Origin of the sequence: Pseudomonas sp. NPDC077186 (assembly GCF_044543505.1) — a bacterium.
In the GTDB taxonomy this organism is placed as follows: domain Bacteria; phylum Pseudomonadota; class Gammaproteobacteria; order Pseudomonadales; family Pseudomonadaceae; genus Aquipseudomonas.
In genome coordinates this window covers 1-25,556 of record NZ_JBITWE010000007.1, presented here as the reverse complement: position 1 = coordinate 25,556, position 25,556 = coordinate 1, and the positions used below count along the sequence as shown (strand labels likewise).

Annotated in this window: 17 protein-coding genes; 9 read left to right on the top strand and 8 right to left on the bottom strand. The window is 66.0% G+C overall.

The features are described from left to right. The 3 genes from ACIGKL_RS22020 (at position 1) to ACIGKL_RS22010 (ending at position 2,954) form a co-directional block, all read left to right on the top strand. Positions 1–933 (top strand): D-2-hydroxyacid dehydrogenase, encoded by a 933-nt coding sequence (locus ACIGKL_RS22020; protein ID WP_397488561.1) that lies wholly within the window; start codon positions 1–3, stop codon positions 931–933. Positions 934–1,164: 231 nt separating this feature from the next. Next, a complete protein-coding gene (locus ACIGKL_RS22015) occupies positions 1,165–1,614 on the top strand; it encodes a YcgN family cysteine cluster protein (RefSeq protein ID WP_397488560.1) in 450 nt (149 codons plus the stop codon). Positions 1,615–1,721: 107 nt separating this feature from the next. Continuing rightward, the gene (locus tag ACIGKL_RS22010) at positions 1,722–2,954 is read left to right on the top strand and encodes a hypothetical protein (RefSeq protein WP_397488559.1); all 1,233 of its coding nucleotides are present in this window, start codon (positions 1,722–1,724) and stop codon (positions 2,952–2,954) included. 84 nt (positions 2,955–3,038) lie between these two features. Here the strand turns inward: ACIGKL_RS22010 and ACIGKL_RS22005 are convergent, their stop codons facing one another. After that, positions 3,039–3,389, bottom strand: coding sequence for a YajD family HNH nuclease (locus ACIGKL_RS22005; RefSeq protein WP_397488558.1), 351 nt, complete (start codon positions 3,387–3,389; stop codon positions 3,039–3,041). Between the two features lie 84 nt (positions 3,390–3,473). Between ACIGKL_RS22005 and ACIGKL_RS22000 the strand changes: the two genes are divergently transcribed. Next, positions 3,474–3,791, top strand: coding sequence for a hypothetical protein (locus tag ACIGKL_RS22000; RefSeq protein ID WP_397488557.1), 318 nt, complete (start codon positions 3,474–3,476; stop codon positions 3,789–3,791). Here the strand turns inward: ACIGKL_RS22000 and ACIGKL_RS21995 are convergent. From ACIGKL_RS21995 to ACIGKL_RS21980, 4 genes are all read right to left on the bottom strand, one after another. After that, entirely contained in the window at positions 3,788–4,258 is a 471-nt protein-coding gene (locus ACIGKL_RS21995; RefSeq protein ID WP_122108561.1) for a cyclic nucleotide-binding domain-containing protein, read from the bottom strand. The genes ACIGKL_RS22000 and ACIGKL_RS21995 overlap by 4 nt on opposite strands. A 123-nt stretch (positions 4,259–4,381) precedes the next feature. Continuing rightward, positions 4,382–5,095, bottom strand: a complete 714-nt coding sequence (locus tag ACIGKL_RS21990) for a methyl-accepting chemotaxis protein (protein ID WP_397488684.1) — start codon at positions 5,093–5,095, stop codon at positions 4,382–4,384. 387 nt (positions 5,096–5,482) lie between these two features. After that, a complete protein-coding gene (locus tag ACIGKL_RS21985; RefSeq protein WP_397488556.1) occupies positions 5,483–6,004 on the bottom strand; it encodes a Tar ligand binding domain-containing protein in 522 nt (173 codons plus the stop codon). 113 nt (positions 6,005–6,117) lie between these two features. After that, positions 6,118–8,160 carry a S9 family peptidase gene (locus ACIGKL_RS21980; protein ID WP_397488555.1) on the bottom strand — a complete coding sequence of 681 codons (2,043 nt, stop codon included), beginning with the start codon at positions 8,158–8,160 and terminating at the stop codon, positions 6,118–6,120. 114 nt (positions 8,161–8,274) lie between these two features. On the opposite strand from ACIGKL_RS21980, the gene ACIGKL_RS21975 reads away from it, so the two are divergent. Genes ACIGKL_RS21975 through ACIGKL_RS21960 form a run of 4 tightly spaced genes read left to right on the top strand, consistent with a single transcriptional unit; the run spans position 8,275 to position 10,548 of the window. Beyond that, the gene (locus ACIGKL_RS21975) at positions 8,275–8,739 is read left to right on the top strand and encodes an MFS transporter (protein ID WP_397488554.1); all 465 of its coding nucleotides are present in this window, start codon (positions 8,275–8,277) and stop codon (positions 8,737–8,739) included. 59 nt (positions 8,740–8,798) lie between these two features. Further along, complete coding sequence (locus ACIGKL_RS21970) at positions 8,799–9,245, top strand: HIT family protein (RefSeq protein WP_397488553.1); 447 nt, start codon at positions 8,799–8,801, stop codon at positions 9,243–9,245. 4 nt (positions 9,246–9,249) lie between these two features. Then, positions 9,250–10,023 (top strand): class II glutamine amidotransferase, encoded by a 774-nt coding sequence (locus ACIGKL_RS21965; protein WP_397488552.1) that lies wholly within the window; start codon positions 9,250–9,252, stop codon positions 10,021–10,023. Positions 10,024–10,038: 15 nt separating this feature from the next. Then, positions 10,039–10,548 carry a DUF2937 family protein gene (locus tag ACIGKL_RS21960; protein WP_397488551.1) on the top strand — a complete coding sequence of 170 codons (510 nt, stop codon included), beginning with the start codon at positions 10,039–10,041 and terminating at the stop codon, positions 10,546–10,548. Between the two features lie 161 nt (positions 10,549–10,709). Here ACIGKL_RS21960 and ACIGKL_RS21955 read toward each other — a convergent pair whose 3' ends face one another. From ACIGKL_RS21955 to ACIGKL_RS21945, 3 genes are read right to left on the bottom strand one after another with little or no spacing between them, the layout of a single operon-like run. Then, positions 10,710–12,053: a TolC family outer membrane protein gene (locus ACIGKL_RS21955; RefSeq protein ID WP_397488550.1), complete on the bottom strand. Its 1,344-nt coding sequence runs from the start codon at positions 12,051–12,053 to the stop codon at positions 10,710–10,712. 1 nt (position 12,054) lies between these two features. Continuing rightward, a complete protein-coding gene (locus ACIGKL_RS21950) occupies positions 12,055–13,401 on the bottom strand; it encodes an HlyD family type I secretion periplasmic adaptor subunit (protein ID WP_397488549.1) in 1,347 nt (448 codons plus the stop codon). 6 nt (positions 13,402–13,407) lie between these two features. Beyond that, positions 13,408–15,147: a type I secretion system permease/ATPase gene (locus ACIGKL_RS21945; protein ID WP_397488548.1), complete on the bottom strand. Its 1,740-nt coding sequence runs from the start codon at positions 15,145–15,147 to the stop codon at positions 13,408–13,410. A 684-nt stretch (positions 15,148–15,831) separates the two neighbouring features. Here ACIGKL_RS21945 and ACIGKL_RS21940 point away from each other — a divergent pair. Further along, a partial coding sequence (locus tag ACIGKL_RS21940) for a peroxidase family protein (protein WP_397488547.1) occupies positions 15,832–25,556 on the top strand: 9,725 nt, incomplete at its 3' end.

Here is a 25,556-nt window from a genome sequence, read left to right as displayed (position 1 = left end):
ATGCGCCTGCTGATCGCCGAGCACGACCACGGGCGCTACGCCGAGCTGATTCGCGCCGCGCGCCCCGAACTGGAGCTGGCGGCCAGCGCCGACCCCGTCGAGCTGGCCGCGGCGGCCGGCGACTGCCCGTTGTGGCTGGGCCAGCCGGACCTGCTCGCGCCGCTGCTGCGCCAGGGCCTGCGCCCGCAGTGGCTGCAGTCGACCTGGGCGGGGATCACCCCGCTGCTGGCGCCCGATCTGCGGCGCGACTATCGCCTGAGCCGCGCCGTGGGCATCTTCGGCCAGGTGATGGCCGAATATGTGCTCGGCCATCTGCTGGCCCATGAGCGGCGCCTGTTCGCCCGGTGGGCGGCGCAGGTCGAGCAGCGCTGGGATAACAGCCTGCCGCGCAGCCTGGCCGGGCGGCGGGCGCTGATCGTCGGCTGCGGCGATATCGGTCAGGCCGTGGCGCAGTTTCTCGCCCCCTTCGGCCTGCAGCTGCGCGGCGTGGCCAGCGCGCCGCGCGAGCAGCCGCCCTTCGTCGAGGTCGCCGGCCTGGATCAGCTGCCGCGTCTGGCCACCTGGGCCGACTATCTGATCAACCTGCTGCCCGATACCCCGGCCACTCGCGATCTGTACGACGCCGCGCTGCTGGCCCAGCTAAGCCCCGAGGCGCTGCTGATCAATGCCGGGCGCGGCGCCGCGGTGGTCGATGCCGACCTGGTGGCGGCGCTGGAGCAGGGCCAACTGGCGGGCGCGGTGATCGACGTCTGCCGCGAGGAGCCGCTGCCGCCCGGTCATCCATTCTGGACCGCGCCGCGCCTGCTGCTCACCGGGCACAGCGCCGCGCCCACCGAGCCGGCGCTGATGGCCGCGCTGTTCGTGGGCAACCTGGCGCGTTGGCAGGCCGGGCAGACGCTGCGTGGCGAGGTGGAGTTCGCCCGCGGCTATTGAGGGACGATCGTGGCCGGGGTTGAGCGAGCCGGCGATGCTCTCGTAGGGTGCGCTGTGCGCACCAGCTCTTCGCCCGGTCAAGCGGTGCGCACGGCGCACCCTACAAAGAAGCGGCGTGGGGCGCCGCATGCACCACCTCACGGCGCTGCCGTTCGGCATCCGCCGCTTGGCCGTGACCGGCGCTCGGGCTAGACTGCCGCGCTTTTCTCCACCGAGCTTCTGCCTGTCGCCATGGCCGCCAAAGTCGAACCCTTCTGGAAACGCAAGACCCTCGCCCAGCTCGATCAGGACGAGTGGGAGTCGTTGTGCGACGGCTGCGGCCTGTGCTGCCTGCAGAAGCTCGAGGACGAGGACGACGGCGCCGTCTACTACACGCGCATCGCCTGCAAGTTGCTCGATCTGAAGACCTGCCGCTGCAGCGACTACGCCAACCGCGCCAAGCAGGTGCCCGATTGCATCCAGCTCACCCCGGCGCAGGCCGACCAGTTCCAGTGGCTGCCGCCGACCTGCGCCTACCGCCTGGTCAGCGAGGGCAAGGACCTGCCGCTGTGGCACCACCTGGTCTGCGGCGATCCGGAGGCGGTGCATATCGAGCGCATCTCGCAGTCCGGGCGCATGCTCAGCGAGAACAGCGTGGCCGAAGACGACTGGGAAGAGCACCTGATCTTTCGCGCGGGTTGATCGGCGCCGGGCTTCGTGGCAATTCTGTGCGCCCAGCCATGGAATTGCCCGAGGGCGTCGCGGTCATATCGGATCGCCGCGTCCCACCGCATCAGGAGCCTTGCGCGATGTCCGCCCGTTACCCCTTGTTGTCCCTGCTGTTGCTGAGTCTGAGCCTGCCGACCTGGGCGGCCACGCATAAGGTCGATTTGGATTATCGCGTGCGCTTTCTGCCTGAAACCAACCAGGCCGAAGTCAGCCTGACCCTGGAGCAGGGCGAGCGCGTGCTCAGCCTGGACTTCGACCTGGGCGAGGAGGGTCGCTACAGCGGCTTTTCCGCCGACGGCCAGTGGCAGCAGGAGCAGCCCGAGCGCGGCACCTGGCAGCCGGCCGCCGGCAAGAGCCGCCTGAGCTACAAGGTACGCATCGATCATGAGCGCCAGCCGGGGCGCTTCGATGCGCGGATGACCGAGGACTGGGTGTTGCTGCGTGGCGACGACCTGGTGCCCAGCGCCGTGCTGCGTCAGCAGGACAAGACCGAACTGGTGGCGCGCCTGCAGTTCGAGCTGCCCAAGGGCTGGAAAAGCGTGGAAACCGGCTGGCCGCGCATCGGCAAGAATCGCTTTCGCATCGACAACCCGCTGCGCAAGTTCGACCGCCCCACCGGCTGGATGGTCGCCGGCAAACTCGGTACCCGCAGAACCCGCCTGGGCGAGACCGATATCGCCATCGCCGCGCCGGTCGGCGAGGGCATGCGGCGCATGGACATCATGACCCTGCTGACCTTCGTCTGGCCCGAGATGCAGGCGGTGTTCCCGCGCGATCCGGCCAAGCTGCTGATCGTCGGCGCCGGCGACCCGATGTGGCGCGGCGGCCTGTCGGCGGCCAATTCCTACTACATGCACGCGGACCGGCCGCTGGTCAGCGAGAACGGCACCAGCTCGCTGATCCACGAGCTGGTCCACGTGTTCAGCCGCATCCAGTCGCGCGAGCGTAGCGACTGGATCACCGAGGGCCTGGCCGAGTACTACGCCATCGAACTGATGCGCCGCGCCGGCGGTATCGGCGAAGACCGCTACCAGAAGATGCGCGAGCAGCTGACGCGCTGGAGCAAGCCGGTGAAGAGCCTGCGCACCGCACGCTCCACCGGCCCGGTCACCGCGCGCGCGGTGCTGCTGCTGCAGGAACTGGACCGAGAAATCCGCCAGAAGACCAAGGGCAATACGCAGCCCCGTTCGCTGGACGACGTGACCCGTGGCCTGATGCGCCTGGACAAGGCCAGCACCCAGGATTTCATCGAGATTACCGAGAACGTCATGGGCGGGCCGTCGCGGGTGCTGGATACGCGGCTGTTGCGCTAATACGAGGTTCCTGGTGCGCATGGCGCACCCTACAGGCATTCCACGGCGTAGGGTGCGCCGTGCGCACCCGCTCCTCCATCCGATCTAACGCTTGAGCAGCGCCTCCAGACCTGCCAGCGCCTTGTGCGTGACCTTGCTGCCGGAACCGGCGCTGGCGGCTTCTTCCTTCTGGTAGTGCAGGTCGACCTGGCGCTGGTGCTCGTTGTCGTGGCAGTACAGGCACAACAGTTCCCAGTTGGAGCCGTCTTCCGGGTTGTTGTCGTGGTTGTGGTCGCGGTGGTGCACGGTCAGCTCGCTCAGACGCTTGCCGCTGAACTCGCGGCCGCAGCGGCCGCAGATATGCGGGTACATCTTCAGGGCTTTTTCGCGGTAGCTGGTTTCGCGGCGCCGCTGCGCCTCGGCGAGGATCTGGTCCAGTTTGCTGGTGCTGCTCATGGCGTGGCTCGTGCTCGGGTGGCGAACGTTGGCGTTCAACTGCTGCCAGAATAGAACGAAAGCTCGCCGATCAGGAGCCCCATCATGCGTCGCACTATCCTTGCCGCCTCGATCCTGGCCTGCGCCGCCGGCGCGCTGGCCCAGACCCCGCAAGCGCCGCGTATGCCGGCGACGCCCGCCGCGGGCGCCCCGGGCACCGCCACGCCGCAACCCTATGGCCAGCCGCAAAGCGCGCCGATTCAGCGCCAGGGGCCGGGGACGGCGCCCTTGCTGCCCCCGCCGCAGGGACAGAGCCTGCCGCGGCTGGCGCCGCAAGCGCCCAAGGATCAGGCCATCCCGCTGCTGGAACAGCAGCTGCAGCGCAATCGTCAACCGGTCGAGCCGGGGCAGAAGCGGGATTAGACCTGGTTGACCAGCTGGCCATCGGCCATGCGCAGGCGCTTCGACATGCCCACGGCGATGGCGCGAATGACCTGGGCGGCGGCCCTCGGCGCTTCCTGCAGCATCTTGTCCAGGGCGTCCTTGCCCAGGGTCAGCAGCACGCTGTCGCTGGCCGCCACGCAGGTGGCCGAGCGCCGTTCGCCGTCGAGCACGGCCATTTCGCCGAAGGCGCGGCCCTTGCGCAGGCAGGTGATCTCCACCTCCTCGCCGCTGACGTTGGTCTTGCGCACCGAGACGGCGCCCTGCTGGAGGATGCACATGAAGGTGCCGGCATCGCCCTCGCGGAAGATCAGCGTGCCTTCGTCGATCTTGCTCAGGCTGAAATAGCCGGCGGCGGTGAGGACGTCGCCGGCCGGCAGTTGGTCGAACAGGCCGCAGTCCAGCAGCATGTCGCGGATGGCGTCGATCAGGTGGGAAGTGTCGGGCATGGTCGGGCGGTATGGCGAGAGCGGTGAGGCGACCTTAGCCGCAACGGCAGGCGTTGCCAATCGCTGTTGGTCACTTGCCGCGGCGTTTCTCGAGGCCGTTCACGCTCTCGCCTGCACGAACGCTCAGAAGCTGAAGCGGCGCATCACCCCCTGCAGGCGCTCCGACATGCCCTGCAGCGCGCGGATGGCCTGGACGATGCTGCCCTGCGCCGCGGAGTTCTCCTCGACTATCTGCGCCACCTGTTCGACGTTCTGCGCCACCTGCTCGCTGGCGGCGCGCTGTTGCTGCAGGGCGGTGGCGATGATGCCGACCGACTGCAGCGATTCGTTCAGCGCCTGGCGGATCTCGCCCATCGCCGCGGCGCTGCGTTCGACCAGCTGCAGGCCGTTGTCGACGCCCGCGCAGGTCGCCGCCATGCTGTCGTGGGCCTGGCGCACGCCGCCGTGGATGGCCTCGACCAGGGCGACGATCTCGGTGGTGGATTGCGCGGTGCGCCCGGCCAGGCTGCGCACCTCGTCGGCGACCACAGCGAAACCGCGGCCCTGCTCGCCGGCGCGCGCCGCCTCGATGGCGGCGTTCAGCGCGAGCAGGTTGGTCTGCTCGGCAATGCTGCGAATCACGTCGACTATGGCGCCGATATTGCCCGATTGTGCCGCCAACTCTTGGATATCCGCCGAGCACTGCGCGACCAGGGCGGCGACCCGACGGATTTCCTCGATGGCCTGGGCGGTCACCGCCAGACCGCTGTCGGTCAGCTCGCCGGCCTGCTGCGCGCGGTCGTGGGTGTGCTGGGCGTTTTCGGCGATATGGTTGATGCTCACCGCCAGCTGCTCCATGGTCGCGGCCATCGCCGCGGCGGTGTCGCTCTGGATATTGGCGCTGTTGAGTACCTGCTCGGAGGAGGCGGCCAGCTGCAGGGTGGCGCACTCGATCTGCTCGGAGGCCTCGCCGATATTGCCGATTACGTCGTGCAGGCCATGGCGCATGGCCTGCACCGACCTCATCACCCCGCTGCTGGCGCGGCCGTCCGCCGGCGCGCCATCCAGGCGACCGGCGGCGATGCGCGCGCTGATCGCCTCCAGCTCGCCGGGTTCGGCGCCCAGCTGGTGGCCGAGGCGGCGGCTGAAATACAGCGCATGGGCGCTGCCCAGCAGCATGGCGAGCAACAGCAGGGCCAGGCTGAGGCGCAGATTGGCGGCGTACTCCGCCTCGCCCAGCTGGAACTAGTGCTTGGCCTCCACCAGCTGCACCTCGATCAGCTCGGCGAACTTGGCCGACAGCGGGTCGATCAGCGGGTACAGCTCGCTGCGGGCGAAACGCTCCAGCGCCACCTGATCGCCGCGGGCGAGCAGGCTCTGCAACTGCTCCAGCGGCGGCCCGGCGCGCTCCATCAGCGGGGCGATCTGCTCGATCAGGCGGCGTTCCTCGGCGATCAGCTCGGTGGTCAGGTAGGCCTGCCAGGTCTGCGCGATGCGCTGCTGGGCCTGTTCGATCAGCTGCTGCGCGGCGTGGCCGGTCAGTTCGCCGCTGCGCGCCTTGTGCGTGGCGTCGACTATGTTCACCGCGTAGAGATCGGCGATCAGCTTGAGGTCGCGCAGCGGCACCACGCGATCCAGGTAGACGGTCTGCAGCCCGCCGACGGTGGCTTTCAGCCCATGCAGGCCGAGCAGGCCGACGGCCAGCAGGGCGCTGAGCAGAGCGCCGGCGAGCAGCAACAGGTGGGTGCGAATCTTCCAACTCTTCATGGCGGATCTTCCTTGGCGGCAGGCAGGAAAAGGGCGCTTATGGCCTATCGCCATGAGCATGCCTTCAGCCTAGATCAGATTCCGTGACCGGCGAGTGAAAGTTGATTGCTCGGTCAGCCTTCGGCGAGGCCCAGCACCTTGAACAGGAAGGCGTATTCCAGGGCCACGTCGCGGATGCCCTGGTAGCGCCCGCTCATGCCGCCGTGGCCGGCGTCGAGGTCGGTCTTGAGCAGCAGCAGGTTGGCGTCGGTCTTGCTCTCGCGCAGGCGCGCCACCCACTTGGCCGCTTCCCAGTACTGCACGCGGCTGTCGTTGTAGCCGGCCACGGCGAGGATCGCCGGGTAGGCCTGCGCGCGCACGTTCTCGTAGGGCGCGTAGGCCTGGATCCGCGCGAACACCTCGGGCTGGCTCGGGTCGCCCCATTCGTCGTACTCGGTGACGGTCAGCGGCAGCTCCGGGTTGAGCATGGTGTTGAGCACATCGACGAAGGGCACTTCGGCGATGGCCGCGGCGAACAGCTGCGGGCGCTGGTTGAGCACCGCGCCGATCAGCAGGCCGCCGGCGCTGCCGCCGCTGATGGCCAGCTGCGCCGGGGTGGTCAGGCCGGCGTCGATCAGGTGTTCGGCGCAGGCGATAAAGTCGCCGAAGGTGTTCGGCTTGTGCTCCAGCTTGCCGGCGCGGTACCAGGCCTCGCCCATCTCGCCGCCGCCGCGCACGTGGGCGATGGCGAAGACGAAACCGCGCTCCAGCAGGCTCAGGCGGGCATGCGAGAACCAGGGGTCGAGGCTCTCGCCGTAGGCGCCGTAGCCATAGAGGTAGAGTGGCGCCGGCGTGCCGGCGGCGAGCACCTCGCGGCGCGCCACCAGGCTGATCGGCACCTGCGTGCCGTCGGCCGCGGTGGCCCACAGCCGGCGGCTCTCGTAGGCCTCGGCATCGAAGGGGCCTTCCACCGGGGTTTGCTTGAGCACCTGCTGGGCACCCGTGGCCAGCTCCAGCTGGCGGATCTGCGCCGGGCGGCCGAGGGCCTCGTAGCGCAGGCGGATCACTGCGCTGTGGAACTCCAGGCCGTCCTGCACGTGCAGGCTGTAGGCGGCGTCCGGCAGTTGCACGCGGTAGGCGGCCGCGCCCTGCGGCTGCACCTCCAGCACCGGCAGGCCGCCCTCGCGCAGGCTCAGCACCAGGGCGTCGCGGTTGGGGGTGACGCCTTCGAGCATCACCGCCGGGTCCTGGGCGCGGATTTCACGCCAGTGCGGGCGCTGTGGCGCGGCTTCGTCGGCGGCGTAGAGGGCGAAGTTGATGCCGCTCTGGTTGCTGCGGATCAGCCAGCTCCAGGCGCCGTCCTGCAGACCGTGGTCGACATCGTACTCGTGGCCTTCCTCGCGTGGCGCCAGGCAGGCGAAGGCGTCCTGCGGCCGTTCGGCATCCAGTACCCACACCTCGCTGGTGGTCTTGCTGCCGAGCTGGAGGATCAGCTGGCGCTCGGAGCTGGAGCGGTAGCAGTGCAGGAAGAAGCGCCCGTCGCCCTCCTCGAACACCGCTTCGGCGCCGTCCGTACCGAGGCGGTGGCGGTACAGCTTGTAGGGGCGGTGGGTGTCGTCCAGTTCGGTGAAGAACAGCGTCTGGCTGTCGCCCGCCCAGGTCATGCTGCCGTCGCAGTCGTCGAAGGGCAGCTCCTGGATCTGCCCGCTGTCCAGTTCCTTGACGAACAGGCGGTAGATCTCGTCGCCGCTGCGATCCAGGCTGTAGGCCAGACGGCGTTGGTCCGGGCTGATGCTGAAGGCGCCGAGCGCCAGGTAGCCGCCGCCGGCCAGGGCGTTGGGGTCGAGCAACAGCTGCTCGCTGGCGGCGTCGAGGCTCAGCGAACCGTCCGCCGGTTTGCGGCAGCGATAGTGGCGCGGGTACTCGTCGCCGGCGGTGGTGCGCTGGAAGTAGAGGTAGTCGCCCCAGGGCACTGGCAGCGACAGGTCGGTTTCGCGGATGCGTCCCTTGATCTCCTCGAACAGCCGCTCGCGCAGCGCCTGCTGCGGTGCCAGCTCGGCCTCCAGGTAGGCGTTCTCGGCGCGCAGGTGGTCGAGCACCTCGTCGCTGTCGCGATGCTCCAGCCAGCGATAGGGATCGGCGCCGGATTCTTGGCGGGCGATGGGGGCTGCGGTCATGCGGAGGCTCCAGGGCGGCGCGGCCGACGGCAGGGGCGCCGGGCCGGGGAAAAGCCGTTATCATAAGCGCCCCTCCGCCAGCCCCGCCAACTTCGAGGCCAGGAACGCCGCTTTATGATGAACGAGAACGACTATCTGCTCGCCTGGGCCGCCTATGGCGTCGCCGCCCTCGGCTGCCTGCTGGTGTGGCTGCGCATGACCGGCTGGATGTGGCGCTACCTGCGCGAGCCGCTGCGGGTGCTGGTGGCGGTGCTGCTGTTCAGCCCGACCATAGTCGACCCGGCGCGCGAGTTGTTCGCCCCGGCCATCGCGGTAACCGCCATGGACCTGCTGCTCAAGGTGGGCAACAACGCCTGGCGGGCGGTGGCCGACCTGACCCTCTACAGCCTGATCGCCTTCGCCCTGTACCTGCTGTTCGTCGCCGTGCGCTGGCCCATCGAGCGCTGGTGGCAGGGGCGCCAGGCGCAGGACGCGGTGGAAGACGAAGACCCGCGCACCCTGCGCGAGCTGATGGAACAGGACGACGAGCGCCTGGAGCACCCCTACGAGCGCGGCGGCCGGCTGGAACCGCGCCTCTGACCCCTTGCACCTGGCCGGTTAGCCGGTCAGCATGATGGCCATTGTGGATGGGAGGCCTCATGGATTGTGTATTCTGCGCCATCGCCGCCGGCCGTTTGCCGGCGCATCAGCTGTACCGGGACGAGGATTTCATCGTCCTGCTGGATATCTTTCCCATGCGCCCGGCGCACGTGCTGATCGTTAGCCGCGCCCATGCCCCTTTTTTAGAAGATCTGCCGGCGGCGGTGCGCGACCGTCTGCTGGCCCTGGCCGACAGGATGGCGGCGGCGCTGCGCGCGGCGGGCTACGGCCGCGAGGGGATCAATCTGTTGATCAACGACGGCCCCGATTCCAACCAGCACGTGCCGCACCTGCATCTGCACCTGATCCCGCGCCGCCGCGGCGATCTGCCGGCGCTGCTCTGGCGCCTGCTGGTGCGTTTCCTGCCCCTGGGCCGCCGGCGTTTGCAGGCGCGCCTGCAGGCCGAGGCCGAGCAACTGCGCCGCGCGCTCGGCGAGGAGAACTGACGCGATGTGCGAATTGCTCGGCATGAGCGCCAACGTGCCCACCGATATCGTCTTCAGCTTCACCGGGCTGATGCAGCGCGGCGGGCGTACCGGGCCGCACCGCGACGGCTGGGGCATCGGCTTCTACGAGGGCCGTGGCCTGCGCCTGTTCCAGGACCCGCGGGCGAGCAGCGAGTCGGAGGTGGCGCAGCTGGTGCAGCGCTACCCGATCAAGAGCGAGGTGGTGATCGGCCATATCCGCCAGGCCAACGTCGGCCAGGTGTGCCTGGCCAATACCCATCCCTTCGTCCGCGAGCTGTGGGGGCGCAACTGGTGTTTCGCCCATAACGGCCAACTGGCCGGCCTGGTCGGCGCTACCAGCTTCTACCGGCCGGTGGGCGACACCGACAGCGAGGCGGCCTTCTGCGACCTGCTCAACCGGGTGCGCCGCGCCTTTCCCGAGCCGGTGTCGGTGGAGATGCTGCTGCCGGTGCTGGTGGCGGCGTGCGCCAGCTACCGCCAGCTCGGCGTGTTCAACTGCCTGCTCAGCGACGGCGACTGGCTGTTCAGCTTCTGTTCGAGCAAGCTGGCGCATATCACCCGGCGCGCGCCCTTCGGCCCGGCGCAGCTCAAGGACGCCGACCTCAAGGTGGATTTCCAGGCCGAAACCACGCCGAACGACGTGGTCACGGTGATCGCCACCGAGCCTTTGACCGACAACGAACAATGGACGCTGTACCAGCCGGGCGAGTGGCGGCTGTGGCGCCGTGGCGAGTGCCTCGCCGACGGCAAGGCCTGAGCAGGAGAAGGAAGGATGTTGCGAAGCTACCTGCGCCTGGCGCTGTTCGCCTGCGGTCTGCTGCTCGGCGTGCAGGTGCCGGGCTTCGTCGACGACTACGGCAAGCGCGTCGAGGCCCATCGCCTGGAGTCGCAGCAGAGCCTCAAGGGCTTTCAGGACACCGCGCGGCGCTTTTTCAAGGGCGACCTGGATGCGCTGGTCGCGCACTACCGGGTCAGCGACGATGCGGTGATGCGCAGCGACGCGCAGAGCCTGGCCCATCTGGTGCAGCGCGCGGCCTTGCTGGAGCGCGAGTGGCAGGCCATGCAGGGGCCCTGGTACGCCCAGGCCTGGCACCTGGCCACGGCGGCCGACGGCGAACTGTTCGAGGAAACCCTCGAGGCCTACCGCTACCAGGTGCTGCTGACCCCCGAGGCGATGCTCTGGGGCCTGAGCTGCGCCTTGCTGCTGGCCTGGCTGGCGGAGTCGCTGGTGCTGCTGCTCGCCTGGATGCTCGGCGCCGGACGGGGTCGTAGGTTGGGCTGAGCGCAGCGAAGCCCAACAGCGGATGACGAAGCAGCGCCATAGCTGTGGCCTGGCGCGTTGGGCTTCGTCGCCGGCTCCTCAACCCAACCTACGGGACTGGCGCTGGGCTGGATGTTCGGCGCTGGGCGTACCCAGTAGCGTCACTGGCCCTGAGAACCTAGTCAATAACCGATCGCCAGCTCCGGACCCAGGTAGGCATTGGCCTGGAGGATATCGTCCTCGCCCAGCAGGCCGACCGCTTCGGCCAGTTGCAGACGGGCCAGCAGGTAGCGCAGCTTGGCTTCGAGCAGGTCGCGACGGGCGATGAACACCTGCTCCTCGGCGTTGAGGATGTCGACGTTGGTGCTGGAGCCGGCGAGAAAGCCCTTGCGTGCCGAGTCCTGCGCCCGTTCGCTGGAGGCGACCGCCCGTTCCAGGGCGCGGATGCGCGCCTGGCCGCTCTGCACGCCGCGAAATTCGCGGGTGGTGGCGGAGAGCACTTCCTCACGCGCGGCGTTGACCTCCTCGCCGGCCTGTTCGCGGCTGGCGGTGGCCTGGCGCACCCGGGCACTGACGCCGCCGCCGGAATACAACGGCATGTTGAACTCCAGGCCGATGGAGTTGTAGCGGTTGGTCTGGTCGATGGTGGAGATCGAGTCGCTTTCGCTGTCGGTATAGCCCAGCACCAGGTCCAGGGTCGGCCAGTGGCCGCTGCTGGCGCGTCTGACTTCTTCTTCGGCGAGGCCATGGTTGACCTGCCGCGCGCGTAGCGTGGGGTTGTTCTGTTGCGCCTTGTGCAGCCAGTCCTGCAGGTTGTTCGGCTGCAGCGGCGGGGTGGGAAAGTCCGGGTGCAGGGAGGCGAGTTGCCGCGGAACGTCACCGAGCAGCTCTTGCAGTAGACGCAAGGCGACCAACAGATTGTCTTCGGCTTCGATCAACTGTGCCTGGGCCAGGTCGCGGCGTGAGATGGCCAGGTCGACGTCGGTGATGGTGCCGTCGCCCAGGTCGAAGCGGCGCTGCGCGGCGGCCACCTGCTGCTCGAGGGCCTTGAGCTTGGCGCGCGACAGATCGATGGTCTCGCGTGTCAGCAGCACGTCGAAGTAGCGACTGGCCAGGCGCACGGCGACGTTCTGCGTCTTGGCGTCGAACACCGCCTCGCTGTAGCTGGCGCGCTGTTTGCCCTGGCGGTACTCGACCATCTTCTGGCGGTTGTACAGCGGCTGGCGCAGTTGCAGGCTGAGGTTCTGCGAGTCGTAGTCCAGGTCGTTTTCGATGTTCTGGCCGAGCAGGTTTTCCTGCTCCTGGGTGCCGTCGACTCGGCTCTTGCTGGCCCGCGCGGTGATCTGTGGCAGCAGCCCGGCCTTACCTATGGCGCGGTTCTCCAGGCCGGCGGCGCGTTCGTGAACCGCCGCGCGGTAGGTCGGGCCCTGCAGTTGCAGCAGTTCCCAGGCTTGCAGCAGGTCGAGGGCGTGGGCGGGCAGGCTGGCCAGGCAACAGAGGCCGAGCAGGGTTTGACGCACGAGCATGTCATTGCTCCTTGAAGGCTCCATCTATACGGTCTAGCAGAGGTTTCATCAGATAACTCATCAGGTTGCGTTCGCCAGTCTTGATCGTCACGGTGGCCGGCATGCCGGGGCGGATGCGGTTGCTGCCGAGCTTGTCCATGCCCTCGGCGGTCACCTCGACCTGGGCCAGGTAGTAGGGCTGCTTGTTGGCCTCGTCGATCAGGCGGTCGGCGGAGATGGTCAGCACGCGCCCGGGGATGCTCGGCGTCTGCGCGTGGTTGAAGGCGGGGAAGGCGATGTCCACCGGCAGGCCGGGTTGCATCTTGTCGATGGCCTGCACCGGCACCATGGCGTCCACCTGCAGCGGCTCGTTGGCCGGCACCACGTCCATGATCCGCGAGCCGGCCTGGATCACCCCGCCGATGGTGGAGGCGGACAGCCCCAGCACCACGCCGTCGATGGGCGAGCGGATCACCGTGTTGGTCACCTCGTAGTCCAGTGCGCGCAGGCGGTCGGCGAGGGCGGCGGTCTCTTTCTGCGCCTCGGTCAGTTGCGATTGCACTTCTTTCTGGAAGTCCTGCTCCAGTTGCAGGATGCGCAGCTTGAGTTCGGCGATCTGGTTGCGCGTGCGTCCGCTATCGGCGACGTTCTGCGCGAGCGAGGCGCTCAGCTCGGCGGCGTTGCGCTCCAGTTCGAGCATGCGGTTGCGCGCCACGTAGCCTTCGGCGGCCAGGCTGCGCACACCATCGAGTTCCTGGTTGAGCAGCTTGATCTGTGAATGGCGCGAGTACTGCACCTGGCGCAGGCCCTTGAGCTGTTCCTCGGCGCCGCGGATGTTCTCGCGGAGAATCTCCGCCTCGCCGCTCAGCGCCGCGCGGCGGGTGGCGAACAGGCGCTGCTGCAGGGCGACAGCGGCATCCAGGCGCGGGTCGCCGGCGAAACGGCTGAGCAGTTCGGGATCGAACTGCACCTGCGCGGCGCCGTCGCGCTCGGCCTGCAGACGGCTTTTCACCGTGCTGACCACTATGTACTGGGCGCTGACCATGCCCTGCTCGGCGATGGCGCGGGTGGCATCCAGCTCGATCAGCGGCTGGTTGCGTGCGACCAGGTCGCCCTCGCGCACCAGGATGGCGCCGACCGAGCCGCCGGTCAGGTGCTGGATGGTCTTGCGGTTGTCGGTGACGTTGACCGTGGCGTTGGCCACCACCCCGGCATCCAGCGGCGCGAGCAGGGCCCAGAGGATGAATCCGCCGAAGCCGGCGAACACCAGCGACAGGCCCCAGCGGCTGGGCTTGCGGTCGTCCATGTCGATTTCGCAGGGGCTGTCCGCCAACTGCAGGCTCTTGCTCTCGAACTGTAGGTCGGACATGGCATGTCACTCCTTGCCCCGCACCGAGGCCAGGGTCGGCGCCCCTTTGCCGGTGGGGATCACGTTGGCCTGACGCAGGGCGGCGAACACCTCGTCGCGGGTGCCGAACATCTGCACCGCGCCATCGCGCAGCACCAGCACCTTGTCCACCATGCTCAGCACGGTGGGGCGGTGGGAGATCAGCACCAGGGTCTTGCCGCGCTGCTTGAGCTCGACCAGCGCCTGCAGCAGCGCTGCTTCGCCGACGTCGTCGAGGCTGGCGTTGGGCTCGTCGAGGACGATCAGCGACGGCTCGCCGTACAGCGCGCGGGCCAGGCCGATGCGCTGCTTCTGCCCGCCGGACAGCGAGCCGCCGTCGGCGCTCAGGCGGCTGTCGTAGCCCTGCGGCAGGTGCAGGATCATGTCGTGCACGCCGGCCTGCTTGGCGGCGAGGATCACCGCGTCGCTGTCGATCTCGCCGAAGCGGGCGATGTTCTCGGCCACGCTGCCCTCGAACAGCTCGACGTCCTGCGGCAGGTAGCCGAGCCAGGGGCCCAGTTCGGCCTTGTTCCACTGATAGATGTCGGCGCCGTCCAGGCGCACCTTGCCGCCTTGCGCCGGCCATACGCCGACCAGCAGGCGCGCCAGGGTGGATTTGCCGGAGGCCGAAGGGCCGATGATGCCCAGTGCCTCGCCAGGCGAGAGGGCGAAGCTGATGCCGCGCAGGATCGGCGTGGGCGAGCCCGGCGCACTGGCGAAGGCGTTCTCCACGTGGAGCATGCCCAGCGGCTTGGGCAGCGGCATGGACGGCTTGTGTGCGGGGAAATCGCCCAGCAGCTCGCCCAGCCTGGCCCAGGCGGCGCGGCTGGAGAGCAGCTGCTTCCAGGTCGAGATCACCTGTTCCACCGGCGCCAGGGCGCGGCCGGAGAGGATCGAGCAGGCGATCATCATGCCCGGGGTGATCTTGCCCTGGATCGCCAGCAGGGCACCGGTGCCGAGGATCAGCGACTGCAGGGTGACGCGCACGAAGCGGCTGCCGCCGGCGATATAGGCGGCGCGGTCGGAGGCCAGGGTCTGCAGCTCGAGGATCTTCAGGTGATTGCCGAACCAGCGCTGGCGGATCGCCGGCAGCATGCCCATGGCTTCGATCACCTCGGCGTTGCGCAGGTTGTTGTTGGCGAAGCTGCCGGACACCAGCGACGCCTGGTTGGCCTCGGCCAGCGGCTTGCGCGTGCTGACCTCGGTGAGCCAGGCCAGGGCCACCAGCAGCAACGAACCGATCAGGGTGATCAGGCCGAGCAACGGATGCACCAGGTAGATCACCAGCAGGTAGATCGGCGTCCAGGGTGCGTCGAAGAAGGCGAACAGGCCGTTGCCGGTGAGGAACTGGCGCACCTGCGACAGATCCTGCAGGGCCTGCGCCGGGTTGCCGCCGGCGCGGCGCAGGTTGCGCTCGAAGGCGGCACCGAAGATGCGCTTGTTGAGCATCATGTCGAGGCGGTTGCCGACGCGGATCAGCACGCTGGAGCGCACCACCTCCAGCAGTGCCATCAGCACGTAGAGGCCGACCACCAGCAGGGTGAGCATGAGCAAGGTGGTGACGTTGCTGCTGACCAGGGCGCGGTCGTAGACCTGCAGCATATAAACGGCCGGGGTCAGCATCAGCAGGTTGATCACCCCGCTGAAGGCCGCGAGCGCATAGAAGGTGCGGCGCAGGCGAAACAGAACCTCGGCCAACTCGGAACGCGGGGACTGCGGGGCGTTCATAGAACCCTCCGGCACGGCATGTTAGCTGAGCATCCTGCTGGGGTGACGGCGTTCCGGCGCTCTGTGGGCCGGTGTGCCTGCTGGGAGACATTTTCCCGTCTCCTCGAATGTCGCCCCCTAGGTATAGATGGGACTTTCGTCGGGGCGCAAGGCGGTTTGGCGGCTTATTTTTTTCATGTTTCCTTTTGTTTCTTAGAGAAAATCTTTATGCAGTAAAGATTTATGGCGCAATGCCGTATTTTGATGAGCTGATCGACGGTATCTTGACAAGGCCAAGGGCTGGGACTTAAGTCTAATCGTGTAATTGCTGGAAAAGGCCAAGAAACCGTCACGGTTTCCACCAGACCAGCAGCAATACCGAGAAAGACCATGACCAGAGTCTTGCTTGACCAGGCGCCTGAGGCGTCTCCGCTAGGGCACTTCGCCGACCCGCAGTTTCACGGGCCTCCTTCTGCCTGATTTTTGACGCCAGGCTTTGAGCCGGCATCAGCATAGGGACATACCAAATACCGATTGGACGTCGACGATCCCAGCATGTCGGCGCGGCGGCGTTTGGCCTCTATCCCGGGAACACTCTGACGAACGCGTGACGCGCGCCTGGAGAGGGTGAGCTGCGTCTGCGCCAGGGATTCCTTTGGCTTTGACTTTGCGAATTCAGCTGCTGGGCATCAGAGGTGGAAGGAAATGGCCAATTTCATCAAGTCCGATCTCGAGTTCATCCTCCAGCAGATTTTTATCGCCGAGGCGCATGCCGCGGGACAGAGCCTGGACGAACTGCTGCCCAACTCCCAGGTGCCCTGGGGTTTGCGCACCGTGGATGGCAGCTACAACAACCTGGTGGAGGGCCGTACCTTCTGGGGCGCCGCCGACCAGGAGTTCCTGTTGCTGCTGGATCAGCAGTTCCGCAATGAAAACGATGAAGCGATGTTCAACGGCACCAACAATACCGACTACGCGGCCGGCGGCAATGTGGTGGACTCCGACCCGCGCATCATTTCCAACCTGATCGTCGATCAGACCATCAATAACCCCGCTGCGGTGCAGGCGTTCGTCGATGCAGGGTTAGGCACTCGGGTAGTCAATGCGCTTGGTGAGCAGGTCTACAATGCAGACGGCACCCCGATTATCCTAGACCTAGACGGCGTTCCAATCTCCGCCACCCAGCCGCTGTTTATCCCCAATACCGCACCGGACGAAGGTCTGTCCGCCGGCTTCAACACCTGGTTCACCTTCTTCGGCCAGTTCTTCGACCATGGTCTGGACCTGGTCAACAAGGGTGGCAACGGCTTTATCTTCATTCCGCTGCAAGAAGACGACCCGCTGTACAGTGCGGCTACGCCGCAGACCAACTTTATGGTGGTGACCCGCGCCAGCGTCGATGAGAATGGCCAGCAGACCAACCAGACCACGCCGTTCGTCGACCAGAACCAGACCTACAGTTCGCATGCCTCGCACCAGGTGTTTTTGCGCGAGTACGCCTTCAGTGTCGACAGCAACAACGACGGTATTCTTGACAGCCACCCGATGGCCACCGGCAGGCTGCTGACCAATACGGCACTCGACCCAGAAGGTCAGCCGATTGGCGGCATGGCCACCTGGGCCATGCTCAAGGCCCAGGCCCGCGATGTGCTGGGCATAGAGCTGGACGATTACGATGTCGGTCGGGTGCCGCTGCTGGCCACCGATCAGTACGGCAACTTCATCCCGGGTGCCAATGGCCTGCCGCAGCTGGTCACCGCTATCGGCGGCCTGGGCCTGCTCGAGGGCAACCTGCTCGCACCGGTGGACGCCTCTCTGGCGTTGACCACCGGCCATGGTTTTCTCGACGATATCGCTCACTCGGCCAGCCCCTTCAATAGCCAGACCGGCGCACCGCTGGTGCCCGGCAGCTATGACGGTGAGCTGCTCGACGCTCACTTCATCGCCGGCGACGGCCGGGTCAACGAGAACATTGCACTAACTGCCGTGCACCATGTGTTCCACGCCGAGCACAATCGCCTGGTCGAGCACACCAAGGATGTGGTGGTGGCCTCCAACGACTTGAGCTTCGTCAATCAATGGTTGCTTGCTGGTGCCGCGAATCAAATCACGCAGCAACAGCTCAACGACATCAATGCGATAATCGATCCAATCGCCAAGGCCGCGGCCATCGATGCTCTGGCCTGGAACGGCGAGCGGTTGTTCCAGGCCGCCAAGTTCGGCACCGAGATGCAGTACCAGCACCTGGTGTTCGAGGAGTTCGCCCGCAAGGTGCAGCCGCTGGTGGACGAGTTCCTTATCCCCAACGGTTACGACGCCACCATCAACCCGGCGATCATGGCCGAGTTCGCCCATACCGTGTACCGCTTCGGCCACTCGATGCTGACCGAGACGGTCGACCGGCTCGATCCGAGCTTCCAGAACGACAGCAGCCTGGGGCTGATCGAGGCCTTCCTCAACCCGCTGGCGTTCAACGAAAACGGCACACTGTCGCCCGAAGAGGCCGCCGGCGCCATCGTTCGCGGGCTGACCCGGCAACTGGGCAACGAGATCGACGAGTTCGTCACCAGCGCCCTGCGCAACAGCCTGCTCGGCTTGCCGCTGGACCTGGCGGCGATCAATATCGCCCGCGGCCGCGACACCGGCGTGCCGTCGCTGAACGAGGCACGTGCCGAGTTCTATGCCATGACCGGCGACAGTCAGCTGCGTCCCTACACCAGCTGGCTGGATTTCGCCCTGCACCTCAAGCATCCGGAATCGCTGATCAACTTCATCGCCGCCTACGGCACCCACGCCAGTATTACCAGTGCTGCGACTCTGGCGGCCAAGCGCGCCGCAGCCATGGATATCGTGCTCGGTGGCGGGGCGATCGGCGACGATGACCGAATGGCCTTCCTCAACGGCACCCGTCTTAACGAAACCGTCGACTATTCCGTGAACAAGGGCGGGCTGGATCTGGTGGACTTCTGGATCGGCGGCCTGGCCGAGAAGATCATGCCCTTTGGCGGCATGCTCGGCTCGAGCTTCAACTTCGTCTTCGAGACGCAGATGGAGGCGCTGCAGAACGGCGACCGCTTCTACTACCTGGCCCGCCTGGACGGCCTCAACTTCCTCACCGAGATGGAGAACAACTCCTTCGCCAAACTGGTGATGCGCCATACCGATGCGGTGCACCTGCCGGCGGATATCTTCTCCACCCCGGGGCTGATTCTCGAGGTGGATCAGAGTGAGCAATACAATCCTGACATCGTATCGGCCGGCGCCGATGGAGTATTCGGTGATGACCCGGAAACTCCAGATGATGAAAGTGCAGATGATGTACTCGCCGGGGATGACCCGGTAGGCGACAACCGGCTGATCCCGCTGGTGATCCGCGACAACCCGGAGACTCCGGGGGGCGACACCAACTACCTGCGCTACACCGGCGACGAGCACGTGGTGCTCGGCGGTACCGCCGGCGACGACGTGATGATCAGCAGCCTGGGCGACGACACCCTATGGGGCGATGGCGGCAACGACCGCCTGGAAGGCGGCGACGGCAACGACGTGATCGAAGGTGGCGCTGGCGACGACATCATCACCGACAAGGGCGGCGACGATGTGCTCAAGGGTGGCGACGGCAACGACGTGATCCACGGCGGCAATGGCTTCAACCTGATTCTCGGCGGCCATGGCAACGACTTCATCATCACCGGCGAGGACGTCTCGGAGGTCTTTGCCGGCACCGGCAACGACTTCATCCTCGGCGCCAAGGGCAACCTGCAGACCGCCGGTAACGAGGGCGATGACTGGATCGAGATCGGCACCCAGGACGGCGCTCCCGGCGACAACCTTGAGCCGTTCTCCACCGATACCGTGAACGGCCATGACGTATTCATCGGCGGCCCCGGCTTCGACGAGGTGATAGGCGAGGGCGGCGACGACATCATGGTCGGCTCCGAAGGCGCCGACCACTTCGACGGCAACTCCGGCTTCGACTGGGCGGTGTACAAGGACGATCCGTTCGGCGTGAAGGTCGACCTGATCGTCGACGACTTCGTCGAGCCGCCGGTGGCGCCGTCCAATGCCGGCATCCTCGACCGCTTCGCCGAGGTGGAAGGCCTGTCCGGTTCTGTCCACGGCGACATCCTGCGCGGCGACAACGCCGACGCGGCGCTGATCGCCCAGGCCGGCGCCCAGGGCAGCCTGCTGACCGCCGAGGGCATCGCTCGCATCGCCAACCTGCAGGGGATGCTCACCGAGTTCTTCGGTGCGCCGCAGAGCTCCTTCGGCAGCGGCAATATCATCCTCGGCGGCGGCGGCAGCGACGTGCTGGAAGGCCGCGGCGGCGACGACCTGCTCGATGGCGACCGCTGGCTCAATGTGCGCATCCGCGTGCTTGGCCGAGATGAGAATGGTCAGCTGACCAATGAGGAAGTCGCCTCCTTCAATAGCATGAAGGACATGATGCATCTGATGCTCGATGGCACCTACGACCCCGGTCAGTTGGTGATCGTGCGTGAAATCCTCGATAGCAACGACGATGGCATCGGCGACGACGACGGCACCGATGGCGGCTTCGACACCGCGCTGTTCTCGGGGCGGCGTGCCGACTATCAGGTCGTCACCAATGGCGATGTCACCAGCGTCAGCCACCTGATCGTCGACGAAGACGGCGATGTTACCCCCGGCATCGATGGCATCGATCGGGTGATGAATATCGAACGCCTGCAGTTCGCCGATGGTGCCATGGTGCTGGTGAACGGCGTGTTCGTCGACGAGGAGGACACCACCAGCGCAGATACTGGTAACAACGCGCCGACTGGTGCACTGGAGATTCTCGGCACCCCGGCCGTAGGGCAACTATTGCGGGTTTCCGCAGAGAATGTCGGCGATGCCGATAACGCCAACGGCCTGATCACCGGCCGCCCGGTCAGCTATATCTGGCAGTACGAGGCGGTGCCCGATTCGGGCATCTTCCAGGACATCATCGAGGAGGGCGGAGCGCGTCCGTCTACCCAGGATGGTGTGTCTTATCGCGTCACGCCTAACCTGGACGGCCTGGCGATCCGCGTGATCGCCATCTACCAGGACGATAACGGCGTGATGGAGCGGGTGGCGTCGGCCCCCACCGATCCGGTAGCGGGGGGCTCGGTGCCCTTGCCGCCGCCACCGCTACCGACGGAAAGCGAGGTGGAAAGCCCCGGCAATGGCCTGCGGATGATCCGCTCCGACCTGCAGTTCATTCTCGACCAGATCATCATCGCCGAGCGCCATGCCGCCGGCGAGGATCTGATGGATATCATCCCCAACTCGCGCCTGCCCTGGGGCCTGCGCACAGTGGATGGCTCGTTCAACAACCTGGTGCCGGGGCAGCAGTACTTCGGCGCGGCGGATCAGCCGTTCCCGACAGCGGTGGATCAACAGTTCCGCGATGAACAGGATGAAGAACCGTTCTTCGGCATCACCAATACAGACTACGGCTCTGGACCTGCGCTTGACGAGAATGACGAGCCGATACTCGATGAGGATGGCAACCCCGTCTATACGGTCTTCGATGTGGTCGATAGCGACCCGCGGATTATCTCCAACCTGATCGTCGACCAGACCATCACCAACCCGGCGGCGGTGCAGGCCTATGTCGATGCCGGCCTGGGTACCCTGGACGCCAACGGCGTGCTGCTGGATCTCAACGGTGTGCCGATTCCGGAAGGTATGCCGCTGTTTATCCCCAACAGCGCGCCGGACGAAGGGCTGTCGGCCGGTTTCAACTCCTGGTTCACCCTGTTCGGCCAGTTCTTCGACCATGGCCTGGATCTGGTCAACAAGGGCGGTAACGGCACGGTCTATATCCCGTTGCAGGACGACGATCCCCTGGTGTTGGGGGCCGACGGCATTGCCGGCACCGAGGACGATCTGCCGGCCGCACAGCGTTTTATGGTGCTGACCCGGGCCAGCGTCGCGGTGCAGGCCGGTGAAGATGAAACCTTGGGAACTGCCGACGACGTGCACCTACATGTCAACCAGACCACGCCGTTCGTCGACCAGAACCAGACCTATACCTCGCATGCTTCGCACCAGGTGTTCCTGCGCGAATACGCCTTGAACGAAGATGGCGATCCGGTCGCGACCGGACGCCTGCTCAATGGCTCCGACGGCGGCCTGCCGACCTGGGCCGAGGTCAAGGCCCAGGCGCTCGACATGCTGGGTATCATTCTGACCGATGCCGATGTGGTGAACGTGCCGATGCTGGCCACCGACCCGTACGGCAAATTCCTGCTCGGGCCCAACGGCTATCCGCAGTTCGTTACTGGCACCGGTCTGGTTTCCGCCGGGCCGGGCGGGGTGGCGGTGCCCGAAAATGTGATTCGCACCGGGCATGCCTTCCTCGACGATATCGCCCATGCCGCCAACCCCTTCAATAGCCAGACTGGCGCATTGAAGACCGCCGATGGCGACGATGCGGTGGGGCTGACCCTCGGCGGCGGGCAGAACAGTGGCAACACCTATGACGATGAGCTGCTCGATGCCCACTTCATCACCGGCGACGGCCGCGGCAACGAGAATATCGGTCTGACCGCCATCCACCATGTGTTCCACGCCGAGCACAACCGCGTGGTGACACATACCAAGGACGTGGTGCTGGCCTCCAACGACGCGAGCTTCGTCAATCAATGGTTGCTTGCTGGTGCCGCCAATCAAATCACGCAGCAACAGCTCAACGACATCAATGCGATAACCGATCCAATCGCCAAGGCCGCGGCCATCAATGCCCTGGACTGGAACGGCGAGCGGCTGTTCCAGGCCGCGCGCTTCGCCACCGAGATGCAGTACCAGCACCTGGTGTTCGAGGAGTTCGCGCGCAAGGTGCAGCCGCAGGTGGACGTGTTCTTCAACGCCACCCAGGTCTACGACAGCACGCTGAACCCGGCGATCATGGCTGAGTTCGCCCACGTGGTGTACCGCTTCGGTCACTCGATGTTGACCGAGACAGTGGATCGCCTGAACCCGGACTTCGTCTCCAGCGAGCTGGGGCTGATCGAGGCCTTCCTCAACCCGCTGATGTTCAATCAGTTGCGCAATCCGCTTAGCGATCCAGACAATCCGGATTTCGATCCGAACGCTCCTGAGTACATCACCGTCTCGGCGGAAGAGGCCGCCGGTGCCCTGGCGCGCGGCATGACCCGGCAGCTCGGCAACGAGATCGACGAGTTCGTCACCGAGGCCCTGCGCAATAACCTGCTCGGCCTGCCGCTGGACCTGGCCACCATCAACCTGGCCCGCGGTCGCGAGACCGGGGTGCCGTCGCTCAACGCGGCGCGCCAAGAGTTCTACAACATGACCGGCGATAGCCAGCTGAAGCCATACACCAGCTGGGTCGATTTCGCCATGAACCTCAAGCACCAGACCTCGCTGGTCAACTTTATCGCCGCCTACGGTACCCATGCCACGATCCTGGCTGCCGATACCTTGGTAGACAAGCGTACCGCGGCCATGAACCTGGTGTTCGGCGATGCCAGCCTCACCGATCTGGATGCCATCGCGGCCTTCAACGCCGAGCGCATGGCCTTCCTCTATGGCCCGGCGGCTACCACCGGGGTCAACGCCATCGACTTCTGGATCGGTGGCCTGGCCGAGAAGATCATGCCCTTCGGCGGCATGCTCGGTTCCACCTTCAACTTCGTCTTCGAGACGCAGATGGAGGCCCTGCAGGATGCTGACCGCTTCTACTACCTGGAGCGCCTGGCCGGCCTGAACATGCTTACTGAGATGGAGAACAACTTCTTCTCGCGCATGGTCATGGCCAATACCGATGCCACCCACCTGCCGGGGGATATCTTCTCCACCCCGGGGCTGATCCTCGAGGTGGATCAGAGTCAGCAATACAATCCTGACATCGTATCGGCCGGCGCCGATGGAGTATTCGGTGATGACCCGGAAACTCAGGATGTTGATGAAAGTGCAGATGATGTACTCGCCGGGGATGACCCGGTAGGCGACAACCCGCTGCTGCCGGATGTGATGCGCGGGCCGAACTTCCTGCAGTACAACGGCGACGAGCACGTGGTACTGGGTGGTACCGAGGTTAACGACACCCTGATCGGCAGTATCGGCGACGACACCCTGTGGGGCGATGCCGGCAACGACCGCCTGGAGGGCGGTTTCGGCAACGACTTCATCATGGGCGGGGCCGGCGACGACATCATCACCGACATGGGTGGCGACGATGTAATCCGTGCCGGCGAAGGCAACGACGTGGTCCATACGGGCAACGGCTTCGATCTGGTGATGGCCGGTCATGGCAAGGACTTCGTCATCTCCGGCGAGGACGGCACCGAGATCTTCGGCGGGCCGGGCGACGACTTCATCCTCGGCACCCGCGGCAACGAGGCGCAGTTCGGTAACGAAGGCAACGACTGGCTGGAGCTGGGCGGTCCCGACGGCAACGGCGGCGACAACTTCAACGAGTTCGGCCTGGACGATGTGATCGGCCACGACGTGTTCATCGGCGAGTTCGGCATCATCGACCGTATGGACGGCGAGGGTGGCGACGACATCATGTTCGGCAACGGCGGCGAGGGCGACCGCTACGTCGGCGGCTCCGGCTTCGACTGGGCGGGCTTCCGCGACGATCCGTTCGGGGTCAACGTGGACTTCCGTCTGCGTGCCTTCGACGAAACGCCGGTGGCGCCGTCCGATGTGTCGGTGCTGGCGCGCTTCGAGTTCATGGAGGGGCTGTCCGGCTCGCACCATGCCGACATCCTCAACGGCGACGACCGCGATGCCAACGCCATTGCCATGTCCGGTGCCTACGGTAGCGTGCTGAGCGACGACTATATCGACATGGTCGACGGCTTGCGGGCGTTCCTGGAGGAGTTGCTTGGCAGCGCATTTACTGCGGGGCTGGACGGCATACTGGAAGACGACCCCGACACGCAGGATGTTGATGAGTCTGCCGACAACAACCAGTTCGGTGCCGGCAATATCATCCTCGGCGGCAGCGGCAGCGACCTGATCGCCGGTAACGGCGGCGACGACCTGATCGACGGCGATATGTGGCTCAACGTGCGCATCAGCGTGCGTGAGAACAACGACGGTACCGGCGCAGAGATCGGCAGCTATAACAGCATGGTGCCGATGATCCCGCTGATGCTTAACGGCGAGATCAAACCTGGGCAACTGGTTATCGTCCGCGAGTTGAAGCCTGGCACGACCGACCCGAACAACCTCGGGCAGTCCTTCGATACGGCGGTCTACTCGGGGCTGAGCTCCGAGTATGAAGTGGTGCAGTTGTGGGATCTTGGCGAAAATGTCTACAGCGTGCGTCATGTAGGCGTGGATGGCGTGGATGGTGATGGCGACGGCTTCCTCGATGTGGTCGGTGCCGATGGCGAGGACATCATTCGCAATATCGAGCGTATCCAGTTCAACGACTTGGCCGAGGTGCTGGTGGACGGTATCAATGCCGAGCCGGAGGGGCTGCTGCGCATCAGCGACGGTTCGCCCAGCGTCGGCCAGTTGCTGCGAGTACAGGCCGACCTGCTGCGCGATGGCGACAATGCCAATGGCAATGTCACCGGCCCGATCAGCTATTACTGGCAGGTCGATCTGCTCGGTAACGGCGTATTCACCGATATCGTCACCGAGAACATCGGCGGCGAGGCGGCCCGCGCCACCGGCCCGACCTTTATGGTCACGCCCGAATATGACGGCCTGGCGCTGCGCGTCAAGGGCATCTACAAGGACGACCATGGCGTGCTGGAGACGGTGTTCTCTACGCCGACCAGCCTGGTCGAGGCCGGCGACCCGAACGACTTACCGGTGGGCAGCGTGCTGATCAGCAATATGGCACCGTCGCTGGGTGACGAACTCACGGCGACCAATGCCTTTACCGATGCCGATGGGCTGGCCGGCGTGGCGTTCAACTACCAATGGCAGGCCGGCACGGGCAGCAACTTCGCCGATATCGCTGGTGCCACAGGCCCAAGCTTTACCCCGACCGTGGCCCAGGCCGGACAGCAGATTCGGGTGGTGGTCAGCTACACCGACAATGGCAATACCCTGGAGTCGCTGACTTCGGCGGCCACTGCAGTGCTGGCGGGCATCATGGTCATGACGACGTTCGGCGGAACCCTGACGGGAACCGCGGGTAGCGAAATCATGCTGGGTAGCGATGGGGACGACAGGCTCCTTGGCATGGGTGGGGACGATACGCTGGAGGGAGGAGTCGGTAATGATGTGCTGATCGGCGGCACGGGCAACGACATCATGCGTGGCGGTGCCGGCAACGACACCTACGAGGTGACCGAAGCGGGCGACCAGGTGATCGAGCTGGGCGGAGAGGGTGTCGACACGGTATGGACCTCGCTGGCGAGCTACACGCTGGGGGCTAACGTCGAGAACCTGTATTACGGCCCGAGCAGCGGCAACTTCGCCGGCACTGGCAACGC